This is a genomic window from uncultured Methanobrevibacter sp. (genome assembly GCF_902788255.1).
Classification (GTDB): domain Archaea; phylum Methanobacteriota; class Methanobacteria; order Methanobacteriales; family Methanobacteriaceae; genus Methanocatella.
In genome coordinates this window covers 37,943-52,074 of sequence record NZ_CADAJR010000006.1, presented here as the reverse complement: position 1 = coordinate 52,074, position 14,132 = coordinate 37,943, and the positions used below count along the sequence as shown (strand labels likewise).

19 protein-coding genes are annotated in these 14,132 nt (G+C 36.8%); 8 read left to right on the top strand and 11 right to left on the bottom strand.

Annotated elements, in window-relative coordinates:
- Nucleotides 1–94 precede the first annotated feature (94 nt).
- Both aroD and QZV03_RS02550 read left to right on the top strand, forming a co-directional pair.
- Nucleotides 95–772 (top strand): type I 3-dehydroquinate dehydratase, encoded by a 678-nt coding sequence (aroD, locus tag QZV03_RS02555; RefSeq protein WP_296874145.1) that lies wholly within the window; start codon nt 95–97, stop codon nt 770–772.
- A gap of 4 nt (nt 773–776) precedes the next feature.
- Nucleotides 777–1,379 (top strand): S24 family peptidase, encoded by a 603-nt coding sequence (locus QZV03_RS02550; RefSeq protein ID WP_296874144.1) that lies wholly within the window; start codon nt 777–779, stop codon nt 1,377–1,379.
- 78 nt (nt 1,380–1,457) lie between these two features.
- On the opposite strand, the gene QZV03_RS02545 is transcribed toward QZV03_RS02550, so the two are convergent.
- The 4 genes from QZV03_RS02545 to QZV03_RS02530 all read right to left on the bottom strand — a co-directional run bounded on the left by QZV03_RS02545 (nt 1,458) and on the right by QZV03_RS02530 (nt 4,540).
- Entirely contained in the window at nt 1,458–2,636 is a 1,179-nt protein-coding gene (locus tag QZV03_RS02545; RefSeq protein ID WP_296874143.1) for an NAD(P)/FAD-dependent oxidoreductase, read from the bottom strand.
- A 4-nt stretch (nt 2,637–2,640) separates the two neighbouring features.
- Entirely contained in the window at nt 2,641–2,808 is a 168-nt protein-coding gene (locus tag QZV03_RS02540) for a 4Fe-4S binding protein (protein ID WP_296874142.1), read from the bottom strand.
- Nucleotides 2,809–2,971: 163 nt separating this feature from the next.
- On the bottom strand, nt 2,972–3,310 hold the full coding sequence (locus QZV03_RS02535) for a P-II family nitrogen regulator (RefSeq protein WP_296874141.1): 339 nt from the start codon (nt 3,308–3,310) through the stop codon (nt 2,972–2,974).
- A gap of 15 nt (nt 3,311–3,325) precedes the next feature.
- A complete protein-coding gene (locus QZV03_RS02530) occupies nt 3,326–4,540 on the bottom strand; it encodes an ammonium transporter (protein WP_296874140.1) in 1,215 nt (404 codons plus the stop codon).
- A gap of 226 nt (nt 4,541–4,766) precedes the next feature.
- Here QZV03_RS02530 and QZV03_RS02525 point away from each other — a divergent pair, with 226 nt between their 5' ends.
- Genes QZV03_RS02525 through QZV03_RS02500 form a run of 6 tightly spaced genes read left to right on the top strand, consistent with a single transcriptional unit; the run spans nt 4,767 to nt 8,854 of the window.
- Nucleotides 4,767–5,090, top strand: coding sequence for a hypothetical protein (locus tag QZV03_RS02525; protein ID WP_296874139.1), 324 nt, complete (start codon nt 4,767–4,769; stop codon nt 5,088–5,090).
- Nucleotides 5,087–6,313, top strand: coding sequence for an HD domain-containing protein (locus QZV03_RS02520; protein ID WP_296874138.1), 1,227 nt, complete (start codon nt 5,087–5,089; stop codon nt 6,311–6,313). Before QZV03_RS02525 ends, QZV03_RS02520 begins: the two co-directional genes overlap by 4 nt.
- An 8-nt stretch (nt 6,314–6,321) precedes the next feature.
- Nucleotides 6,322–6,870, top strand: a complete 549-nt coding sequence (locus tag QZV03_RS02515) for a UbiX family flavin prenyltransferase (RefSeq protein WP_296874137.1) — start codon at nt 6,322–6,324, stop codon at nt 6,868–6,870.
- Entirely contained in the window at nt 6,871–7,434 is a 564-nt protein-coding gene (gene cbiT / locus QZV03_RS02510; RefSeq protein ID WP_296874136.1) for a precorrin-6Y C5,15-methyltransferase (decarboxylating) subunit CbiT, read from the top strand.
- Between the two features lie 14 nt (nt 7,435–7,448).
- Nucleotides 7,449–8,207 carry a hypothetical protein gene (locus tag QZV03_RS02505; RefSeq protein ID WP_296874135.1) on the top strand — a complete coding sequence of 253 codons (759 nt, stop codon included), beginning with the start codon at nt 7,449–7,451 and terminating at the stop codon, nt 8,205–8,207.
- A gap of 17 nt (nt 8,208–8,224) precedes the next feature.
- On the top strand, nt 8,225–8,854 hold the full coding sequence (locus QZV03_RS02500) for a molybdenum cofactor guanylyltransferase (RefSeq protein ID WP_296874134.1): 630 nt from the start codon (nt 8,225–8,227) through the stop codon (nt 8,852–8,854).
- Here the strand turns inward: QZV03_RS02500 and rrp42 are convergent.
- The 7 genes from rrp42 to rnp3 all read right to left on the bottom strand — a co-directional run bounded on the left by rrp42 (nt 8,851) and on the right by rnp3 (nt 14,102).
- Nucleotides 8,851–9,636 carry an exosome complex protein Rrp42 gene (gene rrp42, locus QZV03_RS02495; protein WP_296874133.1) on the bottom strand — a complete coding sequence of 262 codons (786 nt, stop codon included), beginning with the start codon at nt 9,634–9,636 and terminating at the stop codon, nt 8,851–8,853. The genes QZV03_RS02500 and rrp42 overlap by 4 nt on opposite strands.
- Nucleotides 9,637–9,648: 12 nt before the next feature.
- The gene (gene rrp41, locus QZV03_RS02490; RefSeq protein ID WP_296874132.1) at nt 9,649–10,344 is read right to left on the bottom strand and encodes an exosome complex exonuclease Rrp41; all 696 of its coding nucleotides are present in this window, start codon (nt 10,342–10,344) and stop codon (nt 9,649–9,651) included.
- Between the two features lie 22 nt (nt 10,345–10,366).
- Nucleotides 10,367–11,293, bottom strand: coding sequence for an exosome complex RNA-binding protein Rrp4 (gene rrp4 / locus QZV03_RS02485; protein ID WP_296874131.1), 927 nt, complete (start codon nt 11,291–11,293; stop codon nt 10,367–10,369).
- A 25-nt stretch (nt 11,294–11,318) separates the two neighbouring features.
- Nucleotides 11,319–12,020 carry a ribosome assembly factor SBDS gene (locus QZV03_RS02480; RefSeq protein WP_296874130.1) on the bottom strand — a complete coding sequence of 234 codons (702 nt, stop codon included), beginning with the start codon at nt 12,018–12,020 and terminating at the stop codon, nt 11,319–11,321.
- 33 nt (nt 12,021–12,053) lie between these two features.
- Complete coding sequence (gene psmA / locus QZV03_RS02475) at nt 12,054–12,830, bottom strand: archaeal proteasome endopeptidase complex subunit alpha (protein ID WP_296874129.1); 777 nt, start codon at nt 12,828–12,830, stop codon at nt 12,054–12,056.
- Between the two features lie 215 nt (nt 12,831–13,045).
- Nucleotides 13,046–13,402, bottom strand: a complete 357-nt coding sequence (locus tag QZV03_RS02470; protein WP_296874154.1) for an Rpp14/Pop5 family protein — start codon at nt 13,400–13,402, stop codon at nt 13,046–13,048.
- Nucleotides 13,392–14,102, bottom strand: coding sequence for a ribonuclease P protein component 3 (rnp3, locus tag QZV03_RS02465; RefSeq protein ID WP_296874128.1), 711 nt, complete (start codon nt 14,100–14,102; stop codon nt 13,392–13,394). The genes QZV03_RS02470 and rnp3 overlap by 11 nt, the downstream gene beginning before the upstream one ends.
- Nucleotides 14,103–14,132: the final 30 nt, after the last annotated feature.

The window sequence follows — 14,132 nt, the reverse complement described above, 5'->3', positions numbered from 1 at the left end:
TAAAATTTTAAATTTTATTGGTATATATTATGTTTTTCAATTTATATAAACATTAAGAAAGCTTAATAAATAACCTAATTTATATATTTAAATAATGTATTCACAAACAAAGATTGCAATTCCAATTTTTCAGGAAAATTGCAAAGACGTTATTGAAGTTGCAAAAGATTGTATCGACAAGGGTGCGGACGTATTGGAGTTCAGAATAGATGCGCTTAAAAACCCAAACATCACAGAAATCAAGGATACAATTGCCGAAATCAATTTTCCAATGATTGCAACCAACAGAATCACCTCAGAAGGAGGATCATTTAAGGGAACTGAAGAGGAAAGATTCAACATACTCTATGAATGCTGCGATTTGGTTGACTACGTGGATATTGAGCTTCAATGCGATGACGAGTACATAAAAAAGATTCATGATACTGGAGTCAAAACCATCGTTTCATACCATGACTTTGAAAAGACACCGGATTTGAACGAAATAATGTATATCGTTTCCAAGGAACAGGAATTGGGAGACATTGCAAAGGTTGCATTCATGCCGCAGGATTTGGAGGACACACTGACCATACTTGCAGTATTGTCCCACTGTGAAAACACCATTGCAATTTCCATGGGTGATTTGGGAAGCTATACACGTGTCATGGCGTCAAAATTCGACTCACCAATTACATTTGCCGCCGGAACCGATGTTACAGCACCGGGCCAGATTGACATTGAAACAATGAAGGCACTTCTCAACATGGATTTAAACATCATGGAAGAGTGATTTTATGGCTAAAAAAATAATTTTAGCATTGCTTATTCTTATTTTAATCATAATCTGTGGAATCGCCCTATTCGGTGGAGATACCATTGACATCTACATTGATGGGGAAAACGTTACCGTTGAAACAACCACATTTTCAGATATCGACAGAACAGGTCTGACCAGAGATATATGCGATTATACACTGAAAGTCATGAACGATACAACCACAGACATCCCAAAATACAAACAGAACGTTAAAAACATCTGTATGCAGTACGGTTTGAAGGATCCTAAAATCAATCTTGACTCATCAATCGGACCTGACCAAATTCCCCTCATCGTTAATGTTGACGGAACATCAATGCTTCCAACATTGCTTGACGGACAGAAAGTCCTTGTAAACAAGACACATGACGTTAAAGTTGGTGACATAGTCATTGCAGAGAGTGACGAATATGGCGGAATCATCAAAAGGGTTGATGAGATCAACGAAAACCAGATTCATTTGGTAAGCGACAACAAGGAAATCTCCTATGAATACATCAATGGTGATTTATATGAAATCTCAGGCATTACCACATGGGTTGACACCTCAGATATTGGTGGGGTTGTAATCAGTTACTGATTATAATCAATACCGAAACTTTTTAACTGGAGAAATTGAAATTGCCATGACTTCAATTAACCATCCCAATCAAAAACTCTATACGAGTTTTCCTAAATAACGTGAAGCTTTTGGAGATATTTCAATTAATTTTTTAACCACTTCAGCAGATGAAGCCTCATCAAAGCTTTCTTTTTCAAGTGCATGACCAATCTCATCCAATTCTTCATCAGACAGGGAATATACATATTCCTGCACTTTTTTATATCCTTTATCTTCATAGTCAAGTTCTTTACGAGCCATTTCATCATATAATTTTAAGAATTTTTTAGAGCAATCCTCTTTAATAGCCTGAGCGGCTACCTGACCTGCACACATTCCACCAATCATACCAGGAATAATTCCTTCACCAGTTAATGGGTTTACCTGACCTGCTGCATCTCCGACAACCATAATATTGTCGTCATAAAGTTTTTCAATCATTCCCCCAGCAGGGTCTCCTCCAACATTTAATTCAACAGCTTGAGCATTTTTTAAGTATGGAGACTTGGCGACAAAATCATCCAGGTATTCTTTAGCTGATTTTTCTGCTTTGTGAGAAAAAAGCCCTAAACCGACATTTGCAATGTCATCTCCTTTAGGGAAAATCCATGCGTATCCACCAGGAGCACATGACCCAAAATAAAATTCAATAAAACCCTGTTTTTCAAATTCAACATTACACATTTCATATTGTACACAGGATCCCATTTCTTTTGCTTTTGCAGCGGGTCTAAGACCTGCCCATCTTGCGACATGTCCTTCAACACCGTCAGCTGCAACCAGTATTTTACATTTGAAATCCTGTTTTTTACCCATGGATTCTGTTTCAACAATAAAACCGTTTTCAATTTTTTCAATATCAGTCACTAAAGTTTTAATTCTGATTTCGGCACCTGCTCTTGCGGCATCCATAGCCATGTGTTTATCGAATACTTTTCTTTCAAGGACACAATCTGCTTCAGAAAGATTTGTTATATCTTTTGGTAACCAGAGGTCTGTTCCGTCAGGTGTCTGAATTCTTATACCGCCTATTATTTTGGCAATCCAAAGAGGGGAAAGTTCGATTCCCAATTTTTCTAGACCTTTAACAGGTATATCTTCAGCACATCTTTTCGGTGAACCTATTTCAGATTTTTTATCCATTAAAATAACTTTTGCTCCACCTAATGCAGCGTGTTTTGCTGCACTGGAACCTGCAGGTCCAGAACCAACAACTATTACATCAGTTTCAATCATATAATCATTCCTCTTTTTCTAAAGCATCAATAGGGCATGCTTTAATGCATGTATCACAATCTTTACAGTCGCCATCGTTAAAGACTAATGAATATTCTCTAACTTGAATCAAATTTCTTGGACATACTCCTGCACATTCTCCGCAGAATGAGCACCAATCTTTTACTATCATAAAAATCTCTTAAGTGCCAAATAATTAGTTAAAAATCAGTAGTATTTTGTAATATTTAAAAGTTTGTTAAAAATGCTAAAAATATCATAAAAATAGAGTCTGTAAAAAAAATAGGAAAATGATGCATAAGCATCATTTTCCAGGGAGTTATCAAATATTTAGTCTAAACTGCATCATCACCGTCTTCGCCGGTCCTTATTCTTATCACGTTTTCAACCGGCTGGATGAATATTTTTCCATCCCCGATGTTTCCGGTGTGAGCGCCTTTTTTGATTGCTTCGACAAGCAGGTCAAGGCCTTCATCCTTGACAACTATTTCAATACGGGTTTTTGGAATCAAATCTATACAATAGCTTGAACCCCTGTAGGATTCTCTGATTCCCTGTTGACTTCCCCGTCCCTTTACTTCGGAAACGGTCATCCCCTCACAGCCTACTTCAACCAAAGCCTTTTTGACATCTTCAAATTTTTCCGGCCTTATAATGGCAATTATACGTTTCATGAATATCTACCTCCATTAATTCAAGTTATATGCGGATTCCTTGTGAAGATTGCTGTCAAGTCCACCAATCTCTTCATGATCTTCGACTCTTATTCCATTCATAGCCTTGTCTAATACCTTAGCCAATATATAGCTTATTGCAAATGAGTATATTATTGTTGCGATTACACTGATTATCTGGATTATCACCTGGTTAGGATTTCCATAGAATAGTCCTGCAACACCACCGACAGCAGGCACTGCAAATATTCCTGTTGCTATTGCTCCCCATACTCCTGACATTCCGTGAATTCCCCATACATCCAGAGCATCGTCATAGCCAAGTTTCGGTTTTAGATAATAGATTGCGAAGTATGAAATCAATGGAGCCACAACACCTATTGCCAATGCTCCCAGCACATCAACAAAACCTGCAGCCGGAGTAATTCCTACCAAACCCGCAACTGCACCGGATATTGCACCGAGAACTGTCGGTTTTCCCACAACCATTGTATCTATTATTGTCCACACTATCAGCCCGGTAGCTGCTGAGACATTTGAAACGATTATTGCATTAGCAGCAAGACCGTCTGCTGCAAGACCTGATCCTCCATTGAATCCCATCCATCCAAACCATAGTAATGCTGCCCCAAGTACTGCATAACCCAGGTTGTGAGGGATTAATGAGGTATCTTTCCTTTTTCCTAAAACCAATGCCACTGCAAGTGCTGAGATACCTGAATTAATGTGTACAACCGCACCACCAGCAAAGTCAAGTGCACCCATCTGCATCAACCATCCTCCACCCCATACCCAGTGGGCGACAGGGATGTAGACCAAAACTGCCCATAAAGGAACAAATATTACCCATGCTTTTGTTTTCATCCTTCCAACCAAAGCACCAGACATGATTGCACAGGTCAGACCTGCAAATGCACACTGAAACATTACAAACAGCAATGTTGGAATTGTTCCCTTCAAATCATCCAGACCGATTCCCTGCAAGAAGAAATTGGTCGGTGATCCTATCAATCCGTGAATATCACTTCCAAAAGCAAATTGATAACCAAATATTACCCATATTACACTGATTATTGAAAATGCAATGAAAGTTAGAAATATTGTATTTAATACGTTTTTACGTTTGCTTAATCCTCCATAAAAAAATGCGACAGCCGGAATACTCATCAAAAGCACCAGTAAGGTACATACAAGTATCCATGCGGTGTCACCTGCATTGAACATAACCATTTTATCTAACTCATAATAATTTATTTCATAACATCACCATCTTGTCGGCAATGATATGTCGGAAGTATACTTCCGATATATAATAATTTGTCAAACTCCTATATAAACGTTTTGAAGAAATGTAAGAAAAATTGAAAAAAAACTTAAAAAAACCCTAATTTCAAAGAAACAATTAAATATTAACCTTTTATATAAATAATAATAGTATAAATATGAAAGTGTTATTATGAGAGGTTCACAAAAAGCGAATTTGATAGTTTTCCTAATAATTGCAGTTGCTGCATTCTGTGTAAGCACTGCAGTTGCTTCTATGACAATACACGATGATTATGATTCATATAAGCTAATCGCATTAAGCAATGAAAGTTTTGAACCTGCAGAAGTGGACTATGTGCCAACAATTATTCCAAAAAATGACACAAATACCACCAATGCCACCAATAGCACTTCAAATGACAATATAACTTATGACATTGAAGATACGGTAGACTCAAATGATACTGACTACGGATGGGAAAATATAGAAGAATTCATCGAGGACGGACTATGAAAAGCAAAAAGAAGTTTATCAGAGACAGCGTTTATGGAGACATCACCCTTGACGGCTTTGAATTAAGAATTATGGACATGCCTCAATTCCAACGCTTAAGACGCATAAAACAGCTTGGATTAATAAGCCTTATTTATCCTGGAGCGACCCATACAAGATTTGAACATTGTATAGGAACAATGAATCTGGGATCAAAGCTTTCCGAAGAGCTTGAACTGACATCTGATGAAATTGAACTGGTCAGGGCTTCAGCCCTCCTGCACGATGTCGGCCACGGACCGTTCTCACATGTATCCGAGGGAGTGTTGAGTGTTCCCCATGAGGAACTTTCAAAATACGTCATTACCAAAACCTCCATGAGAGACTTGCTTGAAGAGAAATTCGATGTAAATGAAATCGTGGACATAATCAACGGAAAAGGATATCTCGGACCGATCGTATCCGGAGAGCTGGATGTCGACAGGATGGATTATCTGTTAAGGGATTCCCACAATACCGGAGTGTCCTACGGTAAGATTGATTATGAAAGGCTGATTTCAAATTTGACATTGGACGATGGACTGATTCTAGACATTAAAGGTGTTCAGGCAGCTGAGGGGGCATTGGTATCAAGATACTTCATGTATCCGAGCGTATATCAGCACCACACAACAAGAATCGTCAACACAATGTTTAGAAGAGCACTTAAAAAGATAATCAATGAGGGAGTAATCAACGAGAATGAAATATACAAGTATGACGATTCCGACATCATCGCAACATTCAGGCATTGTGAAAATGAATATGCAAATGACATAATGCACAGACTTGACAACAGAATCATTCCAAAAAGAGTCAAAACCATCAGACTGGACAATTTCAAGTTCCCGGAAAAAATGTATAAAATCAATCCTGAAGAACTCAGAAAAGCCGAAGAGGAAATAAGTGAAGATTACGAAATTGACAAGGATTATGTATTCATAAACATTGCGGAATACCCACGTTTCGATGAGATGAAAACACAGGTAAGCGTAGATGGCAAGCTATACCCATTGACTGAAATATCAAATATCATAGGAGCATTGAGCAAAGCAAGATTCAACATACCAGACATCAGCGTATATGTTCCGGAAGATGAAAAATCAAAATTCGAGAAATTCAAAATAGAGCACTATCTTGATTTACCTGAAATTGACCGTGAAAAATTCCACGGAATACACTATGACCAAATCAAATTGTTCTAGGAGATAAAATGATAGTAGTTGGAATAACCGGAGCAAGTGGAGTAATATATGGAATAAGACTCCTTGAAACCCTAAAGAAATTAAATATAGAAAGCGGATTGGTAATAAGCGATACCGCAAAGATAGTTATTGAATCAGAAACAGAATACAAAGTGGAAGATGTCATAGCGATTGCAGACAAATATTATGACTTCAATGACCTGACATCATCCATCAACAGCGGATCATTTAAGGCAGAGGCACTGGTAATTGCACCATGTTCAATGAAGACATTATCATCAATAGCAAACGGCTATGGTGCAAATACGATAACAAGAGTGGCGGATGTAAGTTTAAAAGAGAGAAGACCTACCGTTATTGTGCCACGTGAAACCCCTCTGAGAAGTATCCATTTACAGAATATGCTAACATTATCACAAGAAGGAGCTATAATTTTACCTGCAATGCCAGGATTTTACTCAACACACGATACAGTTGACGACCAGATAAACTTCATTGTCGGAAAGATTTTAGACTCCTTGAAAATCGAAAATGATTTATTTAAAAGGTGGGAGTAAATGTTAGATGATAAGGACTTTATCAAATCCTGTGACGTTCCAGGGCCAACAAAAGAGGCCATAAGAGCCATACTTTTATACAAATCAGAAGTGACTTCAAGCGACAAGGTTGTGGATTGCGGATGTGGAACCGGAGGCATTACCTGTGAATTTTCACAGAGAGCCCGTGAAGTGATTTCAATCGACACCAATCCGGAAGCGATTGAAGTGACCGGTAAAAATCTTAAGAAATTCGGACTTGGAGACAATGTCACACTAATCAACGATGATGGGGCAAATGCTCTTAAAGATATAGACGATATTGACATTGCCATTGTTGGAGGCAGCGGCAAGCAGCTTGAAAATATTCTCGATATCGTTGATGAAAAACTAAATTCAAAGGGCAGAATACTCATAACAGCTATTCTGGTTGACACAAAGGTTGAAGCAGTCAACAAGCTCAAAAGTTTAGGTTATAACCCTAAATTAATGGAAGTTAATGTTTCAAACGGAAGAATTCTTGACAGAGGAGTTCTAATGATCAGTGAAAACCCAATAGCTATCATTACTGCTAAAAAAAGATAATTGGAGACAATAAAATGAGCAAACGTTTAAGCTGGAAAGCAAAATTTTCCATACTGATGGTTATACTGATAATAATCATATATGGGTCAAATTACCTTGTATTAGGTGATGCGGAACATATTATTTCATATATATGGACACATTTGGGATTCATTCCTGTGGACATACTTATTGTAGCGTTCCTACTTGATGAAATTATTGAAAGAAAAGAAAAAGAAGCCATGCTTGAAAAATTGGACATGCTTATGAGCACTTTCTTTTCAGAACTTGGAAACGATTTGATTGGACAGTTAAGTGCTGTCAACAAATATAATGCAGATACCCAAACCCTGAAATCCATTAAAAATTGGGATGAAAAGGACTTTGATGCAAAACTGGATGAACTTAAAAACGCTTCCATTGATTTCCAGGCAGACATTGCACCTGAAGAAAGGGAAGAGTTTTTGGAAAACTTAAGAACCCTGCTTGTTGGCAAAAGAGAATTCATCATCAATCTAATCAACAATCCAAACCTGCTTGAAAAAGAAGAGTTTACTGGTTTAATAAATGCCATTCTTCACCTTGATGAAGAATTGGAACACAGAACCGATCTTGCATTGGTCAATGATGCCGATTTTGGTCATTTAAATGGAGATATGCAAAGAGTATACAACAAACTGGTTTATGAATGGGTTTATTATTTAAGATACCTGTATAAACATCATCCATACATGATTGCATTAATCATTCGTACAAATCCGTTTGACGAAGACGCAGATGTATACGTAAAATAGATTTTGGAGGATTTAATATGAGTAACGATATTGAAAATGGTGAAAATATTAAATCTTGCATAATATTATGTGGAGGTAAAAGTAGTAGAATGGGTCAGGACAAGGGATCTATGATTATTCAAAATAAACCTATGATTAAACATATTCTTACTACTTTAAACCATCAAATTTCTGAAGCCATCATCGTTTTAAACAACCCTGAAAGGATTGCGAAATATAGTAAGTTTATTGACCCTTCAGATTACACCTATACCATCAGATTTGTTGAGGACAAAATCAAAGATAAGGGCCCCATGCCTGGAATACTTACCGGACTCGCCCAAATCACCGGAAAATATTCACTGGTACTTCCATGTGACAGCCCATATGTATCAGCATCCTATATAAGCACTATTTTTAATGAAATCGATGAATCCTTCGATGCAGTTGTGCCATACCACGACAGCGAAAACAAATTGAAAACATCCGAGCCACTGCATTCAATCTACAGCAAAAACATCATTCCCGAAATTGAAGGTCTGATATCACAGGACATTCTTCACATAAAGGGACTCATTGAAAAAATAGATACAAAATTTGTCTTGATTGATAATAAAAAAATAGAAAAAAAAGAATTTAGAAATCTTAATCGTCCAGAGGACATTTAAAGATGTTCTATTAACTCTTTTGTTTTTGTTACTGCCTTATTGACAGCGAATAAAATATCGTCTTTGGTTAATGGTTCCTGTCCACCTTTCTGCATGGAACAGATGTGACCATCTTTTGTGACACCAACATTTAAACGTGCACTAGCTACTCTTTCTTCGGATAATGTTGGGTCGATTACCATCTTATCACCGATTTTAACGAAAGTACATAAAGCCAATTCATTATTGATCGGTAAGTCGAAGGTTTCTTCTTCACTGACGACAACTTCTTCATCGACAATAGTTGCAACAGGCAATTTTGTGGATTTTAAAGCAGCCATTACAGCCAATTCACATGCATCGAAAAGGTTACCGCAGTTGTCGATAATGTGTAAATCAATGAATAACATCCAGACGTGTTTTCCTTCTTCAATACATAATTTGTCCAATTCCACCAATTCACTTTCACGAATACCCCTGTCGACTACACGCGCAAGTTCGATTGAATCTTCACTAGGTGGTCCTGGTTCAAAGGTAGGGTCAGCCATTGGCAACATTTCACAGTTGGTCATTAATACCCCTACATCCGGAGTGTCTGGGAAGGGACTTCCAATTTGTGGTTTAATACCTACAATAACTTGAGTTCCTCCAAGTTTTACACGAGCGGAACCTTCAGCTTTAGAAATAACATTAGTTTCAATAGAAATGTCCCTATATTCATCAAGTGCTCTGCCATCTTCTCTTTTATCATTGCGGACAAGATTTACAATACTTCTTCTTGTAATTTCTGGTACTATCTCCATATCTTCCACCCCCTATTCAATAGAATATTTTTTCATTAAGGCTTCTTTTTGAATCTCGTTTACTTTACGACATCCTTCCATAGCCAAATCGATTGCTTTTGCAAATTCCTCTTCAGTCAAGTCACCGTCACTTTGCAGTAATGTGATTTCACCGGTTCTTGGCATCATAGCTATTGGAACATCAGCCTGACCTTCCTTATCTTCTTTTTCAGATAAGTCAAGAACAATTTCATCATAAACTTTACCTGCAGCACAGCCCACTACGATATCTTTCATAGGCACTCCTGCATCGACAAGCGCAACGGAAGCAGCGGTAATACCTGCACAACGGGTTCCACCTTCCGCTTCAATTACTTCAATATAAACGTCAATCATTGATCTTGGATAATTTTCCAACATTAAAGCTGGCCTTAATGCATCAGCGGTGATTTTGGAAATTTCAGAAGACCTTCTGTCAGGACCAGGTCTTTTTCTGTCATCTACAGAAAACGGTGCCATGTTATATCTGCATCTGATAACACCGGTATTTGGTTCAAGTAATCTTCTAATGTATGATTCTCTAGGACCATAAACTGCAACTAATATTTTATTTCCACCAACTTCCAAGTAAGCTGAACCATCTGCACGTTCTAAAACTCCAGCTTCAATCTTAATAGGACGTAATTCATCAAATTTCCTACCATCATCTCTTATTAAATCTGACATCATATCAACCTCTATTTTTGAAGAATCATTTATTGTTTAATATAAAAGAGTTATTGGAGTTATCCCCATAGGATAATGAGCCATCTTTGCTTTTATTTTTTCTTTTAAATTCTTCTATAACTTCACCAATATCTGGTTTTTCTTTTTTCTCTTTTTTCTCTTCCGCAGCTTTTTCTTCAGCTTCTCTTTCTTCTTGTTCTAATTCTTCTTTAAAATTTTGAAGTGTAGGTTTTTCTAAAACAAATTCTTCTTCAGCTTCTTCAACCTCTTCAGGAGGCAATTCTCCATCAATAGCTAAGTACAATTTGTTCTTAATTTTATTAGTTAAACCGGAAGTATGAGCTTCAGCTTCAATTAAATGAATTATATCACGGGTAAGTTGTTCCATATCTTCATTTCCTTTAACCCAAACAAGTCCATTTTGACCAACAACGATTTTACATTTTGTCTTGTCTTTAATCATGTTGATCATGGAGCCTTTCTTACCGATTAATCTAGGAACTTTGGTTGGAGCAATGTCTACGATTATTCCTCCTTTGAATTTACCCATTCCTCTACCTTTCAAACCGAGTTTTGCCTTTTTGATTTCATCAACTTCGACAACTCTTAAAAATAGAACATCCCCAACATCAAATACTTTGTTGAGTTCTTTTTTCTCACGTCCAAACACTTCAAAGGCAGGTAAAATTCCGGAATATGGTGAATTGATGTCTACATCCCACATTGAAAATCTTACATCTTTAATCTTACCGATTACGACATCTCCTTTCTTAGGAACATATTTGCTTTTTAAAGGAATAACTCTAATTTTCTTATTCCTTAAAGAAACACGACCTAATAAAGAAGAGCAAACTTTACCATTCTCCTTAAAGGTACCTCTTCCTGAATAGTATTCGTCATCGGCCAATATTTGACCTGGAATAACTAAATCTTTATTTTCCACATGTATCATAATATCCCATTAAAATGAAATTGATTTAATTAATTGTTTTGGTTTCTGCCTCTCCGCCTGAAATTTCAGCCATCTTTGCAGCAAAATTATTTTGAAGACCACCAGGCATTTCAATAATACCTATCCATGAGCCGTCCTGTTGCCATTCCTCATTGATGATTTCTCCAAATCCATGGATTACATTATAAGCGCTTCCTGCTGCTGAACCCGGAAGTCTTACGGCAACTTTAACTCTTTCAAAACGGATTGGAATAAGTGGTTTGATGGCTTTTAGCGCTGACTGAACTTGCTGGTCTACTGATGTGAATGGATCAAATTTTACCTTGGCCTCATCACAGGCATTTTCAATTCTTTGAACCGGATGAGGTAGTCCATTTTGAGGATTGATTGCTTCACGGGCAATCTTATTAATAACAAGTTTTCTTTTATCCTCCTGCATCTTTCTTTTCTGGTCGGCAGTCAGTTGTACAGTTCCCTTTTCAAGTATGATTTTAGAAACTTCAATAGGATCTGTAGTTTCGAATATCTTATTCATAGCTTCATCGGAAGCCTTATCTCCTTTTTTGGAATCTTTGAAAATTTCTTCAACAGCCAAAAGATCTTCGATGGCAACATCTGGGCCATCAGGATTACGAAAATCTGCTGCTAAGTCCGGGTCAACCAATATTTCAAAGTGTTCACCCATGTACTCATATTTAGCGATAATAGCTTCATCAACATTTACCATCAAAGCATCTCCCAACAATTAATTAGAAAATAATTATTCTTCTTCGGAATCCTCTTCAGATTCTTCTTCGCTTTCTTCTTCCTCTTCTTTAGGAATTACTTCATCGATGAATTTTTGAACTTCATCTTGAGCGAGTTTTTCGTATTTTTCATCTTCAAGTTTAATTACTGCAATTTCCACATTGTTTGAAGTGGTTTCATGGTCGGTTGCTTCATTGATAGCGGTCAATGCTAATTTGATAGCATCCTCTAATGAAAGGTCATCTTCATATTTTTCTTCAAAGATGTCCATTGCAGCGGATCTTCCTGAACCGATTGCAGTTGCCTTATATTCAATTAATGCTCCACTTGGATCGGTTTCAAAGAGTTTGCATTTTCCGTTATATATTCCACCAATGATTAAAGCGGAACCGAATGGCCTTACTCCACCATTTTGAGTATATAACTGAAGCATGTCACATAACTTCTTGGACAGGCTTGTTACGCGAATTGGTTCTGAGTAGGTAATTTTATTGATTTGTGCTTCAACTCTTGCCCTTTCAACTAATGCTCTTGCATCTGCAACAAGACCAGAAGTAGCTGCTCCAATATGTTCATCTATTTTGAAAATCTTTTCGATAGATGATGCTTCCACCAGTTTAGAGGTGGTTCTTTTGTCGACAGCTAAAACAATACCCTCTGAACTTTTAACACCTATTGATGTTGTTCCTCTTTTTACAGCTTCTCTTGCATATTCTACTTGGAAAAGTCTTCCATCTGGGCTAAATACAGTAATAGCCCTATCATATCCAGCATTTTGTAAAGGTTGCATATTTATACCTCATATTTTTTTATAAATATCATAATTTAATTTCGACAACTTAAAAAAAATAAACCCAAATCTTCCATGAAAAGGCAAATTTTTAATTTTAATTTCTTGAAGAAAGAATATTAAAATTATTATTTTATTCTTTTTTCCATAAATCCAATAGTATTTATAAAGATATTAATTAATAAAGTTTTCTATTTTTTTCTAACTAAAAGTAATTAAATGAATTTTTGTGATGCATTTATTGTTCCGGACATTCCTATGGTAGTGATGGAAATCAGTTTGCCGTTGTATTTCCTAACCAATGCTAGTGAAGATCGGACCTCATCAGTGATATCCCTTTGGCATCTGATAATTGATTTGTAATGGATATAATCATCATTCTTTTCAAATTCATAGAATCTCATCACCCATAAATTAAAATTGGAAGTCATGCATTCACCCTGAAATCGAACACAGGTGTCCCACACAAGGCCGACAAGTTCATCCTTGTTAATTTCTGAATCGCATTTGATATCCAGTGTCAGATATCTATTGTTTTTTCTCAGTGTAGGTGGAAGGACCTTAAGCTTCATCATCAACCCTCCTGACACCTCTGAAAATAAGATCAGACCTGTTTTTATTGTTTTTTAGAATATCATGAGAGGTGTTGAATGACTTTTCAATCTCATCATCAGACAATCCTGTCTGTCTGAATACCGCCATAAAATCATGGGTGGTTCTAATATCAAAAATGGACCGTGCACCTGAGGATAAAACTAGTGGAAAATCGAATTTCCTGTATAATGTGTAGATATCCCTAAAGTTTGAAATAACCTTGGCCCTTGGAGTCAGATAACTTTTCAAAATATCATTGAAGCACACCTCAACTGCAACATTATTGTTAAGGGCCTCCTTAGCCAGCACATGATTCAAACCGGAATCGTGTCTTTTAAGATACGGGCGTGAGAGCACGTCAATTCTGATGTTTTCCAAAACGGCCCTGTTGACCTTCAAATCGCCTCCAACAACAGATATGCACAATGCCTTGTCCCTGAATTTGTTTACAGCCTTTCTGATTTCATTAATGTTTGTTGATTTAACCTCCAGAGTATAGTCAAAATCGATGATACCATCCAAATTATCATTTAATTCATCCTTTAAATCCAGGGCATCACGAAAATCATTTTGACCATAAGAAAAGTTAATATGCTCCCAACCGTAATCAGAAGCCTGTTTGGCCATTTTTATATTATTTTCAAGGCCACTACCCTTAACGTTTAAATCAAAAAACATAGTAATTAATCTATAATTTTATGTATTAAT

Bases quoted from the DNA above. Each gene is read 5' to 3' on its own strand.
- aroD (WP_296874145.1), top strand. From the start codon at position 95: ATGTATTCACAAACAAAGATTGCAATTCCAATTTTTCAGGAAAATTGC.
- QZV03_RS02550 (WP_296874144.1), top strand. From the start codon at position 777: ATGGCTAAAAAAATAATTTTAGCATTGCTTATTCTTATTTTAATCATA.
- QZV03_RS02545 (WP_296874143.1), bottom strand. From the start codon at position 2,636: ATGATTGAAACTGATGTAATAGTTGTTGGTTCTGGACCTGCAGGTTCC.
- QZV03_RS02540 (WP_296874142.1), bottom strand. From the start codon at position 2,808: ATGATAGTAAAAGATTGGTGCTCATTCTGCGGAGAATGTGCAGGAGTA.
- QZV03_RS02535 (WP_296874141.1), bottom strand. From the start codon at position 3,310: ATGAAACGTATAATTGCCATTATAAGGCCGGAAAAATTTGAAGATGTC.
- QZV03_RS02530 (WP_296874140.1), bottom strand. From the start codon at position 4,540: ATGGTTATGTTCAATGCAGGTGACACCGCATGGATACTTGTATGTACC.
- QZV03_RS02525 (WP_296874139.1), top strand. From the start codon at position 4,767: ATGAGAGGTTCACAAAAAGCGAATTTGATAGTTTTCCTAATAATTGCA.
- QZV03_RS02520 (WP_296874138.1), top strand. From the start codon at position 5,087: ATGAAAAGCAAAAAGAAGTTTATCAGAGACAGCGTTTATGGAGACATC.
- QZV03_RS02515 (WP_296874137.1), top strand. From the start codon at position 6,322: ATGATAGTAGTTGGAATAACCGGAGCAAGTGGAGTAATATATGGAATA.
- cbiT (WP_296874136.1), top strand. From the start codon at position 6,871: ATGTTAGATGATAAGGACTTTATCAAATCCTGTGACGTTCCAGGGCCA.
- QZV03_RS02505 (WP_296874135.1), top strand. From the start codon at position 7,449: ATGAGCAAACGTTTAAGCTGGAAAGCAAAATTTTCCATACTGATGGTT.
- QZV03_RS02500 (WP_296874134.1), top strand. From the start codon at position 8,225: ATGAGTAACGATATTGAAAATGGTGAAAATATTAAATCTTGCATAATA.
- rrp42 (WP_296874133.1), bottom strand. From the start codon at position 9,636: ATGGAGATAGTACCAGAAATTACAAGAAGAAGTATTGTAAATCTTGTC.
- rrp41 (WP_296874132.1), bottom strand. From the start codon at position 10,344: ATGATGTCAGATTTAATAAGAGATGATGGTAGGAAATTTGATGAATTA.
- rrp4 (WP_296874131.1), bottom strand. From the start codon at position 11,293: ATGATACATGTGGAAAATAAAGATTTAGTTATTCCAGGTCAAATATTG.
- QZV03_RS02480 (WP_296874130.1), bottom strand. From the start codon at position 12,020: ATGGTAAATGTTGATGAAGCTATTATCGCTAAATATGAGTACATGGGT.
- psmA (WP_296874129.1), bottom strand. From the start codon at position 12,830: ATGCAACCTTTACAAAATGCTGGATATGATAGGGCTATTACTGTATTT.
- QZV03_RS02470 (WP_296874154.1), bottom strand. From the start codon at position 13,402: ATGAAGCTTAAGGTCCTTCCACCTACACTGAGAAAAAACAATAGATAT.
- rnp3 (WP_296874128.1), bottom strand. From the start codon at position 14,102: ATGTTTTTTGATTTAAACGTTAAGGGTAGTGGCCTTGAAAATAATATA.